Origin of the sequence: Croceicoccus hydrothermalis, from assembly GCF_022378335.1 — a bacterium.
GTDB lineage: Bacteria > Pseudomonadota > Alphaproteobacteria > Sphingomonadales > Sphingomonadaceae > Croceicoccus > Croceicoccus hydrothermalis.
This window is the reverse complement of sequence record NZ_JAIQCI010000001.1, coordinates 178,151-196,036: the sequence shown is the minus strand read 5'-3', so window position 1 is coordinate 196,036 and position 17,886 is coordinate 178,151. Positions and strand designations below refer to the sequence as shown.

Sequence of the window (17,886 nt, the reverse complement as noted above, 5' to 3'; positions counted from 1 at the left end):
CGTTCCTTCGTCACTACGACGAGACCCAAATCCTCCTTAATCTACAACCGTAAATCTGTGCCATTGGTGCTGACGGCGAACAAGATCGCCGGACCTGATCGGCTGCACGTCTTCCTTCTTTGCTTCGGAAGCTTCGATGCATGGAGCGATGCTTTTCGTCATAGCGTGCGCATCGCAGCCGCTAGATTGCTCTGAGGCACTGGCAGGTAAACCCACGCAATACCTATCGAGAACCTTGACGAGCGCCGCTTCGGAAAAGCTGATTCCGGTTATGAGGACTGACGGCATACCTCCTTGTAGAGGCGATCCTTCTAGCCGAACTGTTCCACCGTTTAGGGCGGCATGAATTTTTTTTGATGCTACAATCCTTTCCCAATCTTGCGTCGGAATCTGAGCATCGCGCAATACCTTGGCCGGACCCCCAGCGGGTCTTATTTCGCGCACGAGAGCATAGGTTTTGATCAGACCGGCCGCGGCGAAATCGGCTAACAAATCATCAGCTTTTTCGAGATTTCTGGATTCAACGAGCTTGATGGCCTTGGCCGGAAGGACTGGTTGATGGGCTGACATGCTTTCTCTCGAGTTTGACAGGGCATGTATGTCAGCCAATCGTGAAAATGCGGTAACCCTGTGGTTCGCTTCGGCTATGCAGGGCGAGCGAGTTGGCGATTGCTTGAAGACTCATCGCGCCGAGGTCCCCGCCGATGTTCGCGGATGTCCACCCAAGTTTTTCATGTTTTTTTCATGGAAACCCCAGCCATCTCTTCTAAGTCATTGAAAAGATGGTGGGCGCGGCAAGGATTGAACTTGCGACCCCACCCGTGTGAAGGGTGTGCTCTACCACTGAGCTACGCGCCCGTCGCGGCTTCGGGTCGGATATTGTCCGACGGTGCCGTCAACGTGTCGCGCGCCTTTGCCAGACCAGATCGCGATTGACAAGCCATGTCGGTGAAAAGCGCATTTCGTTGACAAGCACCGCTGCGCGATTACATGCGCGCTGCATGACCGATGACAACAGCACGCCCGGAACCGAAGCCCCCGAAGCCAACGCCAACGCGGAAAAACTGCCGCCCGATCACGTGGCGATCAATCCCCGCAGTGAGTTTTTCGACGCGGACCGCCTGCGTCGCGGGATCGCGATTCGGTTCAAGGGTACGCAGCGTCGCGATATCGAGGAATATTGCATCTCCGAAGGCTGGGTCCGGGTGCAGGCCGGCAAGACGATGGACCGCAAGGGCAACCCGCTGACCATCAAGCTGAACGGCCCGGTCGAGGCGTGGTACGAGGATCTCGGCGACGACGCCCCGGTCGCGAAAAAGGGCTAAGCCCCGCAGGCCGGGCAATCGTATGTGAATCCGCAATTTGCTTGCGCTTGCGGCGCAGGCGGGCCAACTGACGCCCATGCTTCCCGAAGTCGTCATCATCGGCCGCCCCAATGTGGGCAAATCCACCCTTTTCAATCGTCTCGTGGGGAAAAAACTCGCGCTGGTCGACGATCAGCCCGGCGTGACCCGCGACCGGCGATTTGGCGAGGCGGAGCTCCTCGGCCTGAAATTCACCATCGTCGACACCGCCGGGTGGGAGGATGATGATCCCCATTCGCTTCCCGGCCGCATGCGCAAGCAGACGGAGGCGGCGCTTGAGGGCGCGACCCTGGCGCTGTTCGTATTCGATTCGCGCGCCGGCCTCACGCCGCTGGACGAGGAAATCGCCCGCTGGCTGCGCGGCGCGGATGTGCCGGTGGTGGTGGTTGCCAACAAGGCCGAGGGCAAGGCCGGCGATTCGGGGATCTTCGATGCCTATTCGCTCGGCCTTGGCGATCCGGTCGCCTTGTCCGCCGAACATGGCGAGGGCGTCGCCGATCTGTTCGAGGTTCTGCTGCCCCATCTCGAGCCGTTGCAACCCGAAGAGGCGCCGCCGCTGGACGAGGGGGAGGACAGGCCGCTCGGCCCGTTGCAGCTCGCCATCGTCGGGCGCCCCAACGCGGGCAAATCCACGCTCATCAATCGCTTGTTGCAGGAAGATCGCCTGCTGACCGGGCCGGAGGCCGGGATCACGCGCGATTCGATCGCGGTCGACTGGCAATGGCAGGATCCGAAATCGGGCGAGACCAAGCCGATCAAGTTGATCGACACGGCCGGCATGCGCAAGCGTGCGCGCGTGACCGAAAAGCTGGAGCGCATGGCGGTCGCCGATGCGAAACACGCGGTCGATTTCGCCGAGGTGGTCGTGCTGCTGCTCGACGCGACACAGGGGCTGGAGCATCAGGATCTCAAGATTGCGAGCCATGTGATCGAAGAAGGCCGCGCCTTGATGGTGGCGATCAACAAATGGGACATTGCGGAGGACCCGTCGGGCCTGTTCAACGGCATCCGCGCCGCGCTCGACGAGGGGTTGGCGCAGGCGCGCGGCATTCCATTGATCGCGGTGTCGGCCCGCACGGGGAAGGGGACGGATGCCATGCTGTCCGCCGCGCACGAATTGCGCGACATCTGGAACCGGCGCGTGCCGACCGCGGCGCTCAACCGCTGGTTCGACGATGCTTTGGCGCAAAATCCCCCGCCTGCGCCCGGTGGTAGGCGGATCAAGCTGCGCTATATCACGCAGGTTCGCACGCGCCCGCCGGGCTTCGTGCTGTTCGGGACGCGGCTCGATCAGCTTCCCGAAAGCTATCGGCGCTATCTCGTGAATGGATTGCGGCGGGAGCTGGGCTTCGGATCGGTGCCGGTGCGGCTCACGCTGCGCAGCCCTAAGAACCCCTATCACACGAAGGAATGACGCCGGCATGATGCCGCGGCTGGCGGGTGCCGCATTCGGCCCCGCCAGCGCAACATACGGTATCAACCGAGATCGCGACCCGAAAAATTGCCGCTGTCCTTCTCGCTGCCGATGGGCGCGGATTGCAGCTGCACATAGTTTTGCAGGCCCATGCGCGCGATCATCTCGAACTGCGTTTCGAGGTGGTCGACATGCTCTTCCTCGTTTTCAAGGATGCGGACAAGCAATTCGCGGCTGACGAAATCGCTGACCTTTTCGCAATGCTCGATCGCTTCGCGCAGGAGAGGGATGGCTTCCTCTTCCATGGCGAGGTCGGCCTTCAGGATTTCCTCGACCGTCTCGCCGACCTTCAGCCGGCCGATATTCTGAAAATTGGGCAGTCCGTCGAGCATGAAGATGCGGTCGGCAAGCCAGTCGGCATGCTTCATCTCGTCAATGGATTCGTGGCGTTCGTATTCCGCCAGTTTCGCCATGCCCCAATGGTCGAACATGCGGTAATGCAACCAGTACTGGTTGATGGCGGTCAGTTCGTTGAACAAGGCCTTGTTCAGATATTCGATGACCTTGGTGTCACCCTTCATGGCGCGTCCTTTGTTGCATCGGGCAAGCCAGCGTGATGACGCCCGCCGCCCTGTGGCGCAAGCCGTATCGGGCAATTTTTTTCGATGCGGCGCCGCAATCGCGCGCATACATCGGGATCAGGCGGCGCAACGCTCCGCATCAAGGATGTCGGTCGCATCGTCGAGGCATTGGCGGCACTGCGGCGCACAGCCGAGCGAGCGATAGACCGCCTCCGCATCGCCGGGGCAATTGCGGGCGGCACTGCGAATCTGACTTTCGCGGATGGCATTACAGATGCAGACAATCATCGGAGCGAAGACCTTTCCGTATTGTTCGAAAAGGATGGTAATGCGAGTCTCTTGCAAGAGCAAGCACTATTGATAATCAGTCGCGTTTGCTCCGCGACGCTCCGATCAATGCCAGCCTGCGCCACGCATGTTCGAGCGGTCCGGACCCGAATCGCCGCACCCAAGGCGCCGACCATGCCAGCATCGCCAGCCCCATCGCGGCGGCGAACAACATAAGCTCCGCATGGCCGAAGCCGTGATCGATCAGGCTAAGCCCCCATCCGTGAAAGACGAATGTCATGACGAGAGTGGTCGCGATGTAATTGGTAAAGGCCATGCGCCCCGCCGCAGCAAACCGCCTGCCCAGCGCCGTATTCATCCACCCCGGCGCATAGCGCACGACGAGGGCAAGATAGCCGAGCGCCATGGCCATGCGCCCGGGAAGGCCGGTATAATAGAACAGCCACGGTGTCGCACCGCGTGCAAATCCGACATGAAAAAGCCAGCCCAGCGACAATGCCGCCCATACCAGTCCGAGCAGGCATCCCGCCATCCCGATGCGCGCCAGTTCGGAGCGCGAAACCGCCCCTGTAAAGAACCCCCCTTTCGCCAGCCCCATGCCGAGCAGCATGAGGGGAAATGTCTCGAACACCGAGATTTTGAGCGACAACAACGGATAGAACGGATCGTTCGCAAGGCGATGCCCGATCTGCGCCGCCATGCCGCTGGAAAACAGTGCGAGATCGGCGGCGCTTTCGATCAGAAGCCGATCGGTATAATCGGACAGCGAGGCGATCTGTTCGGCGCTGGCATGGCCGTGGGCCGCCGCGTCGATGGCAATCATGGTCGGGCCGACCGCCCACGTACAATAGGCGCCGAAGATCAGCGTGCTGAGCAGCCCCGCCACGATGAGCCGCAACGCCGACAGCCGCATGAACGCCAGCGCACAAACCCCCGCCACCGCGTAGAGGAACAATATGTCCCCGCGCCACAGCACCAGATAATGCAGGTATCCGAACACGGCGAGCCAGCCAAGCCGCCGCAATTGCGGCGCCATCGCCGCCCCGTCCCCTGCATCCCCGCAGGGCGAACGACGCGCCGCGAAAAAAACGAGTCCCGCGCCGAACAGTAGCGTGAAAAGGCCGCGCATCTTCCCTTCGAAAAAAAGGGCGGCGACTGAAAAGCTGACGAAATCCGCGATGCGCGCATGTCCGCTCCAATCGGGATTGCCGACCGCCGCGAACGGCCCGGAAAACCCTTCCACATTGATGACGACGATGCCCAGCACGGCAATCCCGCGTGCGAGATCGAGCGCATCGATCCGATCCGAGCCGGGGGACGGCGAATCGGGCGGCACGGCCCCCAAACGGGCGGGACGCGGCGAAGCGGATGTGTCTGCCATAAGGCCCGCACTGCATGCTACGCGCGGATTTTCAAAGCTCTTAACCCAATATTAGCGATAGGTCGCGAAACTGCGGCAAGTCCGTCACCCGCCTTCACGAGGATGCAGTCATGTTCGACCCGTTCGCCCGCACACGAAACGGCGCGCGAAAGCTTGGCCTCGCGGTGCTGACCTCCGCCATGCTCATGGGGTGTTCGTCGTTCCACTCCGCCTCGCAAGGCCCAGAAAGCCAGGTTGCCTCGGCCCTTGCCCGGGGGCAGAGCGACACGGCGATCGCCATTGCGGAGAGGGCGGTGCTGACCCGGCCGGACGATGCGGCGACGCGCGCGATGCTGGGGCGTGCGTATCTCGACGCCGGGCGGTTGGTATCTGCGCGGGAGGCATTGGGCGATGCGGTCACCCTTGGCGACGGGTCGGCACGCACGGCATTGATGCTGGCCCTGGCGCAGATCGGAACGGGATACCCGCGCATTGCCATCGCCACGATCGAAGCGCAGGGCACGGCCATTCCGGCGAGCGAGCGGGGCCTTGCGCTCGCGCTCGCGGGGGAAACGGCGCGCGGGGTGCAGATCCTGACCGATGCGATTCGCGATGGGGATAGCAGCGTGCGCGCGCGGCAGAACCTCGCCTATGCCTTTGCACTCGACGGGCGCTGGCGCGATGCGCGGATCATGGCGGCGCAGGATGTGCCGGCCGACAGGCTTGATCAGCGCATCACCCGATGGGCGATGACGGCGCGCCCCGATCTTTCGGCGCAGCGGATTGCCGGGCTTTTGAACACGCACCTTGCCGAGGACGACCGCGGCCAACCGATCCAACTCGCGCTCAAACAACAGCAGGCGCCGGCGTCCCCGCGGGAGCCGGTGCCGAGCGGTATCGCCCTTAACACCCGTGCGACGGATCTGCCGCATATCGAGCCGCCGGTTACCGCAACCGCGCCAATGCGGGCCGTAATTGCACCGGTCGGGCTTTCCGCCCTGCCGAGAATCGCGGTCGAACCCGCGCCGCAGCCCGCAAGTCCCGTTCCTACCCGTGCCACCCTGCCGAAGGCCGGGGCGGGGGGAAGCCATGTCGCGCAGCTCGGTTCGTTCCTCACCATCGCCGACGCCCGTGCCGGATGGGCGGTGTTCCAGTCGCGCTATGATAATTTGCGCGGTGTCATGCCGGCCATCGGTACGGCGCGCGTGGCGGGCCGCACCTATTACAGGGTGGGCGCCGCCGGTTTCGATGCGCGGGAAGCGGCCATCATGTGCCGCGTGGTGAAGGCCGGCGGCCATGGCTGCCTGCCCATAGCGCGCGAACGGCTCGGCCAACCGCTGCGGCCCACGCGTATGGCGAGCGCGCAATGATGGCGCGGCGCGGTTAGGCGCTGCCGCCGGATTTCCGGCGGATCAGCCCTTCCTGCGCGGTGGAGGCGATCAGCCGGCCATCGCGGGTATAGAACGCGCCCCGCGTGAACCCGCGCGCATTCGCCGCCCACGGCGAATCGAAGCTGTAGAGAACCCAATCATCCATCCGCGCATCGCCATGGAACCATATCGCATGATCGAGGCTCGCCGCCTTGATATCCTGATCGTTGAAGACAATGTCGTGGGGCAGCAACGCGGCCGAGAGCAGGCCGTAATCGCTATAGAGCGCGAGCACGTTGCGATGGATCGTCGGGTCGTCGGGGAGGGGCGCAAGCGTGCGCAACCAGATATAGCCATCTTTCGGACCGGCATTTTCGGAAAAGCGCATCGGCGGCACGCGCGCCTCGAACCCGCGACTTTTGTGAAACAAGGCGATGGTTCCGCGTTCGGGTCCGATCAGCTTGCGAACCAGCGCGGCTTCATCCGGCAAATCTTCGGGCATTTCCACGTCCGGCATCGGGAACTGATGCTCAAGCCCGCGCTCCGGTGCCTGAAAACTCGCCGTGAGGTTCAGGATCGGCTGACCTTTCTGTGCGGCGATGACCCGGCGGTTTGAAAAGCTCCCCCCGTCGAAGTCGCGCTCAACCATGAAGTCGATAGGATGGTCCTCGTCCCCGCCGCGCAGGAAATAGGCGTGGAGCGAATGGGCGCTGCGTCCTTCGGGGGCTGTCATCTGGGCGGCGGCAATCGCCTGGCCGATGACCTGCCCACCAAATATGCGTCCGCGTCCGCCTGGCTTGCGGGGGCCGACGAAACGGTCCTCACCGACCTGTTCCGGGGAGAGCAGCGCGATCAGGCCCGCGACGCTTTCTTCGGGCGTGATATCATCGTCGAGCGGATTGAGCGGTTCGGTCATCACCCATTCTCTGCCGCCGGGCGTGATCCGGGTCAATCGCCCATGTGCCGCCGCTCAATCGCGCGAAGCTTTATCTCCGCCATGCGCGTAACCGAGCGGGATCGATCCATCGGGCGGCGCATCATCGATCAGCAACGGATCGCGTCCCGCTGCAAGCACCGCGCCGATGCAGCGGGCATCGACCGGCGGAACAACGCCGCCAGGCATGGTGAACAGCAATTGGTAATCGTCGCCCCATCGCATGGCCTCGTCCCGCCGGTTCGCGAGGGCGGGGTGAACGGGCACCGCCTTGCTGTCGATCGCGATCGTGGTCCGGCTTGCCTCTGCCATGCGGCGCGCATCGATGAGCAGGCCATCGGACACGTCCATCATCGCATGCACGCCGGGGGCGAGCGCCGCCCCTGCCGCCAGCAGCGGTTCGGGCCGCCGGAACGCGGCGGTCAGGGCGGGATCGTCGGTGCCGCGCTGCAACGCCTCGAACCCGGCGAGCGCCGCGCCGAGCACGCCTGTGACCCAGACGCGGTCGCCGACCCGTGCGTCGGCCCTTGCTGGCGGAGGGTTGCGGACAGGCGCGCCGATGGCCGTCAGGCCGAGCGTGCGCGTGGAGTGAGGGGAGGGGCCTGCCACCGTATCGCCGCCGAGCAGCGGCGCCGGATGGGCGGCAAGCACTTCGCCAAGGCCAGCCGCGAACGCTGCGTCCCACGCACCATCGCCCAGCATGTAGCCCAGGATCAGCGCCACCGGACGCGCCCCCTTCGCCGCAAGGTCGGACAGGTTCGAGGCGACGAGCTTCCACGCGACATCGGCGGGATCCTGCGAAGGCAGCCAGTGCACCTCCTCCACCATCATGTCATGCGTCACGACAAGCGGGCCATGCGCGTCGAGAATCGCGGCATCGTCGGCAAGCGCGCGCGCGCCGGGCCCATCGGCGAGAGCGCGCATGGCCGCGATAAACCGGGCCTCGCCGCTATCGTCACCGGTGTCGGTCACGGCGCGGGTTTCAGGACCGCACGTCCTTCGCGATGGCATCGAGCAGGCCGTTCACGAACTTTGCCTCGCGCGCTTCGAAAAAGGCATGGGCGACATCGACATATTCGCTGATTGCGCTGGCTCTCGGCACATCGGCGCGGGCCATCAGCTCATACGTGCCGCAGCGCAGGATCTGCAGCATGGTGCGATCGAGCCGGGTCAGCGACCACCCCGCCGCCAGCCGCTCGGTAATGCGGGTGTCGATCTCGTCGCGGCGGGCGTCGACGCCCTTTACCAGATCGTCGAAAAACGCGACCTCGGCATCGGCATATTGCGCCTCCTCGATCTCGCGGCCGAGCCGGTGCTGATGAAATTCGTCGAGAAGACGCGTGACCGGCGTCTTTTCCATATCGTGCTGATACAAGGCCTGCACCGCGGCGAGCCTCGCGGCGGAGCGCGATTGCGAACGGGCTTTTTGAGTCATGAAACTTTCTTCCGGACCGATCCCAGATAGTCGAACTTGCCGACCGCGACACCGGCCTGACGCAGGATCGCGTAGGCCGTCGTCACATGGAAATAGAAATTGGGTTGCGAGAAGGAGAGGAGAAATTCCTCCCCGTCGAACGGCATGACGAAATCGCGAAAACGAAATTCCACAGGCTTGCCGATGAAACCTTCGAATTCCGCCGGGTCGAGCGCGCTTATCGCATGGCGCGTCTGCGACAGCATCGTGCGCATGGCGGCAAAATCGCGCGGGCTGTCGGACATGTCAGGGCTGAACACCCCGGCCCGCACACCTTCGACCGCGCCGATGGAATGGGTGCGCACCGACTTCACCTGATACGCGAAATCCAGCATGTCTGGCGCGAGTTTGCGCTGAACCAGTTCCTGCTCGCTGCATTCCGCCTCGCCGCAATGGCTGTCCGCCTTGGTGAGCACGCGCTCCAGCCCGTCGATCATCTGGATCCACTGGGGGACAAGCGCGTGGTGCAGCGAAATGCTCATCAATTCTCTCCTTCGAGGCGGATGGCGACCGACCGGGCATGGGCGTGCAGCCCTTCCGCCTCGGCCAGCGCGACGGCGGCGGGGCCGATCGCGCAAAGCGCCGCGCGGTCGAGTTCGATGAAACTCGTCCGCTTCATGAAATCGAGCACGGAGAGCCCGCTCGCGAACCGGGCGCGCCGCCCGGTGGGCAGGACGTGGTTCGGACCCGCGACATAATCGCCAACCGCTTCGGGTGCATTACGACCGATGAAGACCGATCCTGCGTGCCGGATTGCGTCGAGCAGCGGTTCGGGCGAAGCCACGGCCAGCTCCACATGTTCGGCGGCCAGCGCATTCGCAAGCTCGGCGGCGCGTGCCATCGGCGCGGTGATGATGACGCCGTGATCGGTCCAGCTTTGCCGCGCGACGCCCGCGTCGGGCAGGCGGGACAGCTCATCCTCCACCGCGTTTGCGACCTCAGACGCGAAACCGGCGTCGTCGGTGATCAGGATGGATTGCGCGACCGGATCGTGCTCGGCCTGGCTCAACAGATCGGCGGCCATGTGCGCCGGGTCGTTGTCCGCATCCGCGATCACGAGGATTTCCGACGGGCCCGCCACCATGTCGATGCCCACCACGCCGAACAATTGCCGCTTCGCTTCCGCGACCCACGCATTCCCGGGGCCGGTGATGACATCCACCGGCGCGATCCGCCCGGTGCCATAGGCGAGCGCCGCGATCGCCTGTGCCCCGCCGATGCGCCAGATTTCGTCGACCCCGGCGACATGGGCGGCGGCCAGCACCAGCGGATTGACCGCGCCACCGGGCGTCGGCGTCGCGACGGCGAGCCGTCCGACACCCGCCACCTTAGCCGGAATCGCATTCATCAGCAGCGAGGACGGGTAGGCCGCGCGCCCGCCCGGCACGTAAAGCCCGGCGGCATCCACCGCCCGCCATTTCGCGCCGAGCCGTACCCCCGCATCGTCGCGATAATCGCGATCCTGTGGCAATTGCGCCGCGTGATAGGCGCGAATGCGCGCCGCCGCGGTTTCCAGCGCATCGCGCAGCGCCGGGGTCAGCCCGTCATAGGCCGCGCGGCATTCCTCCGCCCCGATGGTCCATCCCGTGTCGCCATCGCCGGCCAGCGTGTGGGAATCGAATTTGTCGGTATAGGCGATGAGCGCGTCATCGCCCTTTTCTTTCACCCGCGCCAGGATCGCGGCGACATCGCGCCCGACGCCCGCGTCCTCCTCGCGCCGGTCGGCGACGATGGCGGCGAAGGCGGCGTCGAAATCCGCGTCCGAAGCATCCAGTCTGCGCATTACGCCGCGCCCGCCGGCAGGCCCGCCGCCTCGTGACCAGGGTTCTGTTCGGCCAGCGCGCGAAACGCCTCGATCATGGGGCCGAGACGGGCGCTATCGGTTTTGAGCGCAGCGCGATTGACGATGAGCCGGGCCGACACGGGCAGGATTTTCGCCGTTTCGACAAGCCCGTTCTGTTTCAACGTGCGGCCCGTCGAGACGAGATCGACGATGCGGCTGGCAAGGCCGAGCGAGGGCGCAAGCTCCATCGCACCGTTCAGCTTCACGCATTCGGCCTGCACGCCCTTCGCCTCGAACCAGCGGCGGGTGATGTTGGGATATTTGGTCGCGACGCGGATGTGGCTGGCGCTGCGGCCGTCTTCTTCCGCTCCGTCCACCGGCTCCGCTATGGCCAGATGGCAATGGCCGATGTCGAGATCGACGGGGGCGTAGAGGTCGGAGTAATCGAACTCCTCGATCACGTCGGAGCCGACGATCCCGGCCTGCGCGGCGCCATGCGCGACGAAGGTGGCGACGTCGAAGGCCCGCACGCGGATGAGCCGGATCGAGGGATCCTCGCACGCAAAGCTCAGCGCGCGATTGGCCTTGTCGTGGAAGCCCGGTTCGGGAACGATCCCGGCGCGGGCCATCAACGGCAAGGCTTCGTCGAGGATGCGGCCCTTGGGAATGGCGAAGGTGAGCGGCTTTGTCATGACAGCCGCGACTTAGGCGTCGCAGCCTTCACTGGCAATGGGCGTTACCGTTCGCCCGTGCCGAGAAACCTGTCCATCGCCGCGTTCACCGCCTCCGGCCGTTCCCAGATGACGAAATGGCCCGCATCGCCAATACGCTCGATGGTGAGGTCGTCGACATGATCGGGAAGCTGGTCCAGATTGGCGGGGCGGATGGCATGGTCCTCCATCCCCCAGACCACGAGCGTCGGGATCGTGATCCGCGGTGTGGAAATCGCCGTCGCATCGTCGGGAATGGCAAAGGGCGCATCCATCGGCGGCACGTCGATCGCCGATGCGCGATACCAGTTGATCATGCCGAACGCGCGCTCCGGATCGGACCAGTCCTCGATCAGAGCGGCCTGCTCCTCGGCGTCCGGGCGCGGCGCGGCCTCCCGGTTCGGAAATGCTTTCGCCAGCAGCGGGAGCAACCCCCCCTGCCGGATCAGCGCGTCATTATCCGTATCGCGGAACACGCGGATATATTGGGAGGCGGCGCGCTGTTCGCGGTCCGTGTATAAAAGCGGCTGCATCACGGCGGGGTGCGGGGCATTGGCGATGATCGCGCGGGTGACGCGGCCCGCATGCGGTCCCGCCGCGCCCTGCTCTTTCGTCGGCTGCCCCGCCATGGCCACGGCCCATGCGATCGCGCCGCCCCAATCGTGCCCGACCACCGTGAATTGCGCGATGTCGAGCGCATCGGCCAGCGCGAATACGTCCCCCACCAGCAGATGTGCCCGGTAATGCTCCGGCCCGCCGGGTTTCGACGAATGGCGGTATCCGCGCTGATCCGGTGCGATGCAGCGAAATCGGCGCGAGAGATGCGGGATCTGATGCCGCCAGGTGCGATGCGATTCGGGAAAGCCGTGCAGGAAGATCAGCGCGGGCGCATCGCGCGGCCCTTCGTCGCGAACCTGCAATTCTATTCCGTTATCCAGATGCACCGTTTTCATCGATCTGTCCCATACCCTGTTTTCTTTCAGGGATAGCTGACAGTCTTTGGCCGGTCGGGCAAGGGGATGTATTCCGCCTCGTCACCGGGCACGCGCGGAAACTTGCCGTCGCGCCAGTCCTCCTTTGCCTGTTCGATACGGTCGCGGCTGCTGTGCACGAAATTCCACCACACATATCGCTTGCCCACAGGTTCGCCGCCCAGGAGGAAGACCCGTCCCCCTTCGCGCGACGACAGCACCGCCGCCGCACCGGGCCGCAACACGATGAGCTTGAGCGGGTCGAGCGCGACGCCATCGATGCTCGCATCGCCGGCGAGCAGCAAGATCGCACGCTCCGCGACCTCCGTCCCGATTGGCATGCTGCCATCGGGGGCGAGCTCGATATCCGCGTTGATCGTTTCGGTGTGGCAGGTGGTCGGCGCGGTTTTGCCCCACAGCGTGCCCATGATGATCCGCGCCTGCGATCCGCCATCGGAAACGATGGGGAGATCCTTGGACGCGATGGATTCGAACGCCGGATCGATGTTTTCCTTGCCATCGGGAAGCGCGAGCCATGTCTGCGTCCCGAACAGGCGCGGGCCGGCGGCGCGTTCGTCCGCCGGCGACCGTTCGGAATGCACGATACCCCGCCCCGCCGTCATCAGATTGACCGCGCCGGGCGTGATGACCTGACGACTGCCGAGCGAATCGCGATGCTCGATCGCCCCTTCGAGAAGATAGGTCACGGTCGACAGGCCGATATGCGGGTGCGGCCGGACATCCATGCCGGTCCCGATGTCGAGCGTGCTGGGCCCGAATTCGTCGACGAAGACGAAGGGGCCGACCGACCGGCATGCCTCTTGCGGCACCGCGCGATGCACGGTGAACGCGCCGAGATCGTGGCTTATGGGGGTGACGGTCTTGAGAATGGGGTCGGTCATGCAGCGTCCAGTTCGGGGTAGTTGCGAAAGATACCCTCTTTGCCGAAAGGCTGGCACCGGTCGCTTTTCCGGTAATCGGCGATGCGCGGCAAGGCAAAGAAGCCGTCGCGAATGGCGTGCAGCCGGGGGTAATCTTCGGCAAGGGCGGCCATGCGTTTCGGAAACATCCAGTGCAGCCCGTCGAGGAGATAGGCGAGCGACGCGTCGAGTGCGCTCCATGTCTCTCCAACCGCCCATTCGCCCCCGCTCGCCCGTGCCGCGGCTTCGAAATGGTCGCAATATTTGGGAATGCGGTTTTCGCGGAAATCGTCGGCCGCCTGTATCGCCGCGTCCTTCTGATCGTCGTAATAGAGCGAGGTGGCGATGGGATGGTGCACGCCGTGCACTTCCTCGGTCATGTCGGCGATGTCGAGTTGCAGCTGATTCATGTATCGCCGGGCCGCCGCGTCCTTCGTGCCGATGTCGTGCATCTCGGTCAGGAAGGCGAGGATGTTCGGCGTCTGCGCGATCGATTCGCTTTCCAGTTCGAGCAAAGGCACGGCAAAGGCCGGGCGGTTTTCCATCGCGGCCAGATGTTCGGCCACTTTCGTCATGCCGTCATCGTTGGAAAGACCGGGCGCGCGGGCCGGTTCGGTATAGGCGATGTCCGCCCCCTCCATGACGAGCCGCACGAACTCGCCGCGTCCGGGAAGGCCGGGCCAGTACCACAGTGCGTAGCTCATGGGACGATCCCCGGCGCTTCGGCCTTGATCGCGAGGGCATGGACGCGCTCTCCCGGAATGTCGCCCAATGCGCGATTGACCATGCGCTGCCGTTCGAGCCGGGAGCGGTCCTTGAATGCGTCGGCCTCGATATAGACCGAGAAATGCGATTCGCCGCTGCCGTCATCGCCCGCGTGGCCGCGATGGGACGCGCTGTCGTTGTTCACCTCCAGCCGGGCGGGCGCGAACGCGGCGGTGAGCAATTCGCGAATCTCGGTTTCGAGAGGGGTCGGCGGGGAATCGGGCTGGGTCATGTCGGGGGCGCTTTCAAATCGGGGGGTTCACATTTCGGGGCGGGCGTATCATTTCAATGGCGATGTCACGAGACCGGTTCCATGGACGCTACGAAAATCCCGGCACGATCTGCCACGCCCCCGGATGCGAGGAGGCAGGCGAATTTCGTGCGCCGGGCGCGCGCGGCCCCGGTTTCGACGGGCCGGGGGATTGGCGCTGGTTCTGTCTCGACCATGTGCGGCAGTTCAATGCGGGCTACGATTTTTTCGAGGGGATGAGCGCGGAGGAAATCCTCGACGCGCAATCGCCCGTGTCCGGCTGGCGCGATTCGCGGGCCTATTCGCCGACGGCGGGCATCGACGGTGCGCCGCGCTGGGCCGATTTCGACGATCCGCTGGAGGCGATCTCGGCGCGCGCCCGTGCCCGTCGATCCGATCGCGAACGCGAATGGCGGAAGGAGGACCGCGCCCGCCGCGCCGGCGTTTCGGGCGAGGATGCCCGTGCGCTCGACGTGCTGGGCCTCGGCGTCGATGCCGACCGGCAGAAATTGCGAAGCCGCTATTCTGAACTCGTCCGGCGATACCATCCCGACCGCAACGGCGGCGACCGCAGCCATGAAAACCGCCTGCAACAGGTCGTCGTCGCGTATCAGCATCTTCGCCGCGCGGGCCGGTTCGGGTGATGCAAAACCGGCGCTATCGCCGATTGCCTGTTGCCCCGCCCGCGGCACATGTTTAACCGCGATGGCGCCATGAACGACATTACCCAGAACACGAACAGCCACGAAACCGCACTGGCCGCGCCCGACACTCAGGTGGACGTGCGCGAAACCTTCGGGATCGACATCGACATGAAGGTCCCGGCCTTCAGCCGCGCGGACGAACGCGTGCCCGATACCGATCCCAATTACGTGTTCGATCCCGACACCACGCTCGCGATCCTGGCCGGGTTCGCGCACAACCGGCGCGTCATGGTGCAGGGATATCACGGCACCGGCAAATCGACCCATATCGAGCAGGTCGCCGCGCGGCTCAACTGGCCATGCGTGCGCATCAACCTCGATGCGCATATCAGCCGGATCGACCTTGTCGGGCGCGATGCGATCGTGCTGCGCGATGGGTTGCAGGTGACCGAGTTTCGCGAAGGGCTGCTGCCCTGGGCGCTGCAGACGCCGACCGCGCTCGTGTTCGACGAATATGACGCGGGCCGCCCCGACGTGATGTTCGTCATTCAACGCGTCCTGGAAACCAGCGGCAAGCTGACCCTGCTCGATCAGAACCGCGTCATTCGCCCCGACCCGTATTTCCGCCTGTTCGCGACCGCCAACACGGTCGGCCTCGGCGATACCAGCGGCCTTTACCACGGCACGCAGGCCATCAATCAGGGGCAGATGGACCGCTGGAACATCGTGGTCGGGTTGAATTACCTGCCCGAGGCGACGGAAGTGAACATCGTGCGCGCGCAGGTCCCGACGACAGAGGCCGATCTGGTGCGCAAGATGGTGCAGGTCGCCGACCTGACCCGCGAAGGGTTCATCAACGGCGACATCTCCACCGTGGCATCGCCGCGCACGGTCATCAGCTGGGCGGAAAACACACGCATCTTCAACGATGTCGGATTTGCCTTCCGCCTGTCCTTCCTGAACAAATGCGACGAGACCGAGCGCATGCTGGTCGCCGAATATTATCAGCGCGTCTTTGGCACCGACCTTCCCGAAAGCGTCGTGTCGCGCGCCGGATAATGTCCTTCGGCCGGATGCGGCCGGGCGCGCCTTCCGGCAGGTTGGTGCATCATGGCGGATGATTTCGGAACCCCGCGCCGGGGCGGCTGGTGGCGCCGTTCGCGCCGCGATCTCGCGCCCGCACCGGACAAGCCGGGCTATCTCGAAGAGTCGCAGGGATACGGTTTCGGGCACGACGGGTTCGGGCACGACTGGGACGAACGCGATCCACACGACGACGCTTATACCGACGAATATTACCCCGCCCCGCCCGACGAACCGCGCCGCCGCGGATGTATCGCCGGGTGCCTGCTGCTGCCCTTCACGCTTACCGCGCGGCTGCTTAAATGGGGGGCGGTGGCGTTCGTCGTGCTGCTCGGCCTCACGATCGTGTGGCTTGCCGCGACGAAGCCTGTGTCGCAAACGCTCGACCCGCATGGCGATCCCTTCGTCCTCGTCGCGCAGGACGGTCAGCCGATCGCGCGCGGCGGCGACGTGGTGCTTGCCCCTGTCGAGGCGGAGATGCTGCCCGCCCACGTGATACAGCCCTTCCTCGCGATCGAGGATCGTCGGTTCTTTTCCCACTGGGGCGTGGATCCGCGCGGGGTGGCGCGGGCCTTCGTCCATAATCTGGGCGGCGGGTCGATGCAGGGCGGCTCCACCATCACGATGCAGCTCGCCAAGGTCACCTATTACAGCCACGACCGCACCATGGGGCGCAAATTGCTGGAGGTCCCGACGGCGCTCTGGCTCGAACTGTGGCTGACGAAGGAGGAGATCCTCGAACGCTATCTCTCGAAGATCTATTTCGGCGACCGGTCCTATGGTCTGCGCGCGGCGTCCATGCGCTATTTCGGGAAGGCGCCGGAAAATCTCGCCCCGCAAGAGGCGATCCTGCTCGCCGGCCTGCCCAAGGCGCCGAGCAGCCTTGCCCCCAGCGTCCACGCCGCCGCCGCCCGCGCCCGCGCCGACGTGGTGAAGATCGCGATGGTCGATGCAGGCTATCTTACGCAAGAGGAGGCCCGCGCCATGCCCGATGCGCGGCTGCGCCTGCAATCCAACCGCGAACCGCCGCGCTATGCCCATTTCACCAACTGGATTCGCCGGCTCGCCGTGGCGGAAGGGTATGGCGCCGATGCGCCGATCATCGCCACCACGCTCGATGTCGAGGTGCAGCGCGCGGCGGAGGCGGCGGTGCGTTCGGTCGATGTCGGCAATGCGGAGGTCGCGCTCGTCGCGATGCGGCCCGACGGCGCGGTCCTCGCCATGGTGGGGAGCAAGGATTACAACGCGAATCAATTCAACCACGCGCTGGCCGGGCGGCAGCCGGGGTCCACGTTCAAGCTTTTCGTCTGGCTCGCCGCGTTACAGCAAGGCATGAGTCCCGGCATGATGGTGAGCGATACCGAAATTCCCGGCGGGCCGCGCAATGCGGGCAATGCCTACCGCGGCGAGATCACCCTCGAAGATGCGTTCGTCCATTCCAGCAACGTGGTCGCGACGCGGCTCTATAATCAGATCGGCGGCGATGCGGTCGTCTCGCTGGCGCAGGATTTCGGCATCGACGCGGCGATGGACCCGGCCGATACGTCGCTGCCGCTGGGGACTGCGGATGTATCCTTGTTGCAGCTTACCGCCGCTTATGCGGGCGTCGCGCGCGGCGAATATCCGGTGCACCCCTATGCGGTGCAGCCCGCCCGCGGGGAGCCGGAGGACCACGGCGGACGCTACCGGCTCGACCCCCGCGTCCATGCCGAGATGATCGAGATGCTGCGCGAAACGGTGAACCGCGGCACGGGGCAGGCCGCCCGGCTTCCCATTCCCAATTTCGGCAAAACCGGCACCAGCCAGGAAAACCGCAATGCGGTCTTCGTCGGCTGGGCCGGGGGGATCGTGGCGGGCGTGTGGGTCTATGCCGATGCGGACGCCGCCGACCGCAGCCGGATTTCGGGCGGCGACGCACCGGCGCGAATCTGGCGACAATTCATGATCCGCGCTGTGCCGGGCGCGAAGTGAACGC

The 17,886-nt window shown here is 64.9% G+C and carries 20 protein-coding genes and 1 tRNA gene; 6 read left to right on the top strand and 15 right to left on the bottom strand.

Features of this window, described 5'->3' with window-relative positions; all coding sequences use genetic code 11:
- Positions 1–36: 36 nt before the first annotated feature.
- Together K4G67_RS00930 and K4G67_RS00925 are read right to left on the bottom strand one after the other, a co-directional pair.
- Entirely contained in the window at positions 37–570 is a 534-nt protein-coding gene (locus K4G67_RS00930; protein ID WP_239804532.1) for a hypothetical protein, read from the bottom strand.
- A gap of 213 nt (positions 571–783) precedes the next feature.
- Positions 784–858, bottom strand: a tRNA-Val gene (locus K4G67_RS00925).
- A gap of 143 nt (positions 859–1,001) precedes the next feature.
- On the opposite strand from K4G67_RS00925, the gene K4G67_RS00920 reads away from it, so the two are divergent.
- Positions 1,002–1,325, top strand: a complete 324-nt coding sequence (locus K4G67_RS00920) for a DUF3297 family protein (protein WP_239804531.1) — start codon at positions 1,002–1,004, stop codon at positions 1,323–1,325.
- A 76-nt stretch (positions 1,326–1,401) separates the two neighbouring features.
- Entirely contained in the window at positions 1,402–2,778 is a 1,377-nt protein-coding gene (gene der / locus K4G67_RS00915) for a ribosome biogenesis GTPase Der (protein WP_239804530.1), read from the top strand.
- Positions 2,779–2,840: 62 nt separating this feature from the next.
- On the opposite strand, the gene bfr is transcribed toward der, so the two are convergent.
- The 3 genes from bfr to K4G67_RS00900 all read right to left on the bottom strand — a co-directional run bounded on the left by bfr (position 2,841) and on the right by K4G67_RS00900 (position 5,028).
- On the bottom strand, positions 2,841–3,359 hold the full coding sequence (gene bfr, locus K4G67_RS00910) for a bacterioferritin (RefSeq protein WP_202086097.1): 519 nt from the start codon (positions 3,357–3,359) through the stop codon (positions 2,841–2,843).
- A 117-nt stretch (positions 3,360–3,476) separates the two neighbouring features.
- Positions 3,477–3,647 (bottom strand): (2Fe-2S)-binding protein, encoded by a 171-nt coding sequence (locus K4G67_RS00905; protein WP_239804529.1) that lies wholly within the window; start codon positions 3,645–3,647, stop codon positions 3,477–3,479.
- A 76-nt stretch (positions 3,648–3,723) separates the two neighbouring features.
- Entirely contained in the window at positions 3,724–5,028 is a 1,305-nt protein-coding gene (locus K4G67_RS00900; RefSeq protein ID WP_239804528.1) for a DUF418 domain-containing protein, read from the bottom strand.
- A 110-nt stretch (positions 5,029–5,138) separates the two neighbouring features.
- Here K4G67_RS00900 and K4G67_RS00895 point away from each other — a divergent pair, with 110 nt between their 5' ends.
- On the top strand, positions 5,139–6,377 hold the full coding sequence (locus K4G67_RS00895; RefSeq protein WP_239804527.1) for an SPOR domain-containing protein: 1,239 nt from the start codon (positions 5,139–5,141) through the stop codon (positions 6,375–6,377).
- Positions 6,378–6,390: 13 nt separating this feature from the next.
- Here the strand turns inward: K4G67_RS00895 and K4G67_RS00890 are convergent, their stop codons facing one another.
- Genes K4G67_RS00890 through K4G67_RS00845 form a run of 10 tightly spaced genes read right to left on the bottom strand, consistent with a single transcriptional unit; the run spans position 6,391 to position 14,166 of the window.
- The gene (locus K4G67_RS00890; RefSeq protein ID WP_239804526.1) at positions 6,391–7,293 is read right to left on the bottom strand and encodes an acyl-CoA thioesterase; all 903 of its coding nucleotides are present in this window, start codon (positions 7,291–7,293) and stop codon (positions 6,391–6,393) included.
- A gap of 54 nt (positions 7,294–7,347) precedes the next feature.
- Positions 7,348–8,235 (bottom strand): thiamine-phosphate kinase, encoded by an 888-nt coding sequence (gene thiL / locus K4G67_RS00885; RefSeq protein ID WP_239804547.1) that lies wholly within the window; start codon positions 8,233–8,235, stop codon positions 7,348–7,350.
- Between the two features lie 58 nt (positions 8,236–8,293).
- Entirely contained in the window at positions 8,294–8,746 is a 453-nt protein-coding gene (gene nusB / locus K4G67_RS00880) for a transcription antitermination factor NusB (RefSeq protein ID WP_239804525.1), read from the bottom strand.
- Positions 8,743–9,267, bottom strand: coding sequence for a DUF1993 domain-containing protein (locus tag K4G67_RS00875; RefSeq protein ID WP_239804524.1), 525 nt, complete (start codon positions 9,265–9,267; stop codon positions 8,743–8,745). Before K4G67_RS00875 ends, nusB begins: the two co-directional genes overlap by 4 nt.
- On the bottom strand, positions 9,267–10,568 hold the full coding sequence (gene hisD, locus K4G67_RS00870; RefSeq protein WP_239804523.1) for a histidinol dehydrogenase: 1,302 nt from the start codon (positions 10,566–10,568) through the stop codon (positions 9,267–9,269). Before hisD ends, K4G67_RS00875 begins: the two co-directional genes overlap by 1 nt.
- On the bottom strand, positions 10,568–11,260 hold the full coding sequence (hisG, locus tag K4G67_RS00865) for an ATP phosphoribosyltransferase (RefSeq protein WP_239804522.1): 693 nt from the start codon (positions 11,258–11,260) through the stop codon (positions 10,568–10,570). Before hisG ends, hisD begins: the two co-directional genes overlap by 1 nt.
- A gap of 44 nt (positions 11,261–11,304) precedes the next feature.
- Positions 11,305–12,231 carry an alpha/beta fold hydrolase gene (locus K4G67_RS00860; RefSeq protein ID WP_239804521.1) on the bottom strand — a complete coding sequence of 309 codons (927 nt, stop codon included), beginning with the start codon at positions 12,229–12,231 and terminating at the stop codon, positions 11,305–11,307.
- A 26-nt stretch (positions 12,232–12,257) separates the two neighbouring features.
- Positions 12,258–13,151: a pirin family protein gene (locus K4G67_RS00855; protein WP_239804520.1), complete on the bottom strand. Its 894-nt coding sequence runs from the start codon at positions 13,149–13,151 to the stop codon at positions 12,258–12,260.
- Positions 13,148–13,873, bottom strand: coding sequence for a glutathione S-transferase (locus tag K4G67_RS00850; protein ID WP_239804519.1), 726 nt, complete (start codon positions 13,871–13,873; stop codon positions 13,148–13,150). Before K4G67_RS00850 ends, K4G67_RS00855 begins: the two co-directional genes overlap by 4 nt.
- Positions 13,870–14,166 (bottom strand): BolA family protein, encoded by a 297-nt coding sequence (locus K4G67_RS00845; protein WP_239804518.1) that lies wholly within the window; start codon positions 14,164–14,166, stop codon positions 13,870–13,872. The genes K4G67_RS00850 and K4G67_RS00845 overlap by 4 nt, the downstream gene beginning before the upstream one ends.
- A 62-nt stretch (positions 14,167–14,228) precedes the next feature.
- Between K4G67_RS00845 and K4G67_RS00840 the strand changes: the two genes are divergently transcribed.
- From K4G67_RS00840 to K4G67_RS00830, 3 genes are all read left to right on the top strand, one after another.
- A complete protein-coding gene (locus K4G67_RS00840) occupies positions 14,229–14,828 on the top strand; it encodes a J domain-containing protein (RefSeq protein WP_239804517.1) in 600 nt (199 codons plus the stop codon).
- Between the two features lie 69 nt (positions 14,829–14,897).
- Positions 14,898–15,887 (top strand): cobaltochelatase subunit CobS, encoded by a 990-nt coding sequence (gene cobS, locus K4G67_RS00835; protein ID WP_239804516.1) that lies wholly within the window; start codon positions 14,898–14,900, stop codon positions 15,885–15,887.
- 51 nt (positions 15,888–15,938) lie between these two features.
- Positions 15,939–17,882 (top strand): transglycosylase domain-containing protein, encoded by a 1,944-nt coding sequence (locus K4G67_RS00830; protein WP_239804515.1) that lies wholly within the window; start codon positions 15,939–15,941, stop codon positions 17,880–17,882.
- Positions 17,883–17,886: the final 4 nt, after the last annotated feature.

Coding starts and splice junctions, on each gene's coding strand:
- K4G67_RS00930 (WP_239804532.1), bottom strand. CDS start 570: ATGTCAGCCCATCAACCAGTCCTTCCGGCCAAGGCCATCAAGCTCGTT.
- K4G67_RS00920 (WP_239804531.1), top strand. CDS start 1,002: ATGACCGATGACAACAGCACGCCCGGAACCGAAGCCCCCGAAGCCAAC.
- der (WP_239804530.1), top strand. CDS start 1,402: ATGCTTCCCGAAGTCGTCATCATCGGCCGCCCCAATGTGGGCAAATCC.
- bfr (WP_202086097.1), bottom strand. CDS start 3,359: ATGAAGGGTGACACCAAGGTCATCGAATATCTGAACAAGGCCTTGTTC.
- K4G67_RS00905 (WP_239804529.1), bottom strand. CDS start 3,647: ATGATTGTCTGCATCTGTAATGCCATCCGCGAAAGTCAGATTCGCAGT.
- K4G67_RS00900 (WP_239804528.1), bottom strand. CDS start 5,028: ATGGCAGACACATCCGCTTCGCCGCGTCCCGCCCGTTTGGGGGCCGTG.
- K4G67_RS00895 (WP_239804527.1), top strand. CDS start 5,139: ATGTTCGACCCGTTCGCCCGCACACGAAACGGCGCGCGAAAGCTTGGC.
- K4G67_RS00890 (WP_239804526.1), bottom strand. CDS start 7,293: ATGACCGAACCGCTCAATCCGCTCGACGATGATATCACGCCCGAAGAA.
- thiL (WP_239804547.1), bottom strand. CDS start 8,235: ATGCGCGCTCTCGCCGATGGGCCCGGCGCGCGCGCGCTTGCCGACGAT.
- nusB (WP_239804525.1), bottom strand. CDS start 8,746: ATGACTCAAAAAGCCCGTTCGCAATCGCGCTCCGCCGCGAGGCTCGCC.
- K4G67_RS00875 (WP_239804524.1), bottom strand. CDS start 9,267: ATGAGCATTTCGCTGCACCACGCGCTTGTCCCCCAGTGGATCCAGATG.
- hisD (WP_239804523.1), bottom strand. CDS start 10,568: ATGCGCAGACTGGATGCTTCGGACGCGGATTTCGACGCCGCCTTCGCC.
- hisG (WP_239804522.1), bottom strand. CDS start 11,260: ATGACAAAGCCGCTCACCTTCGCCATTCCCAAGGGCCGCATCCTCGAC.
- K4G67_RS00860 (WP_239804521.1), bottom strand. CDS start 12,231: ATGAAAACGGTGCATCTGGATAACGGAATAGAATTGCAGGTTCGCGAC.
- K4G67_RS00855 (WP_239804520.1), bottom strand. CDS start 13,151: ATGACCGACCCCATTCTCAAGACCGTCACCCCCATAAGCCACGATCTC.
- K4G67_RS00850 (WP_239804519.1), bottom strand. CDS start 13,873: ATGAGCTACGCACTGTGGTACTGGCCCGGCCTTCCCGGACGCGGCGAG.
- K4G67_RS00845 (WP_239804518.1), bottom strand. CDS start 14,166: ATGACCCAGCCCGATTCCCCGCCGACCCCTCTCGAAACCGAGATTCGC.
- K4G67_RS00840 (WP_239804517.1), top strand. CDS start 14,229: ATGTCACGAGACCGGTTCCATGGACGCTACGAAAATCCCGGCACGATC.
- cobS (WP_239804516.1), top strand. CDS start 14,898: ATGAACGACATTACCCAGAACACGAACAGCCACGAAACCGCACTGGCC.
- K4G67_RS00830 (WP_239804515.1), top strand. CDS start 15,939: ATGGCGGATGATTTCGGAACCCCGCGCCGGGGCGGCTGGTGGCGCCGT.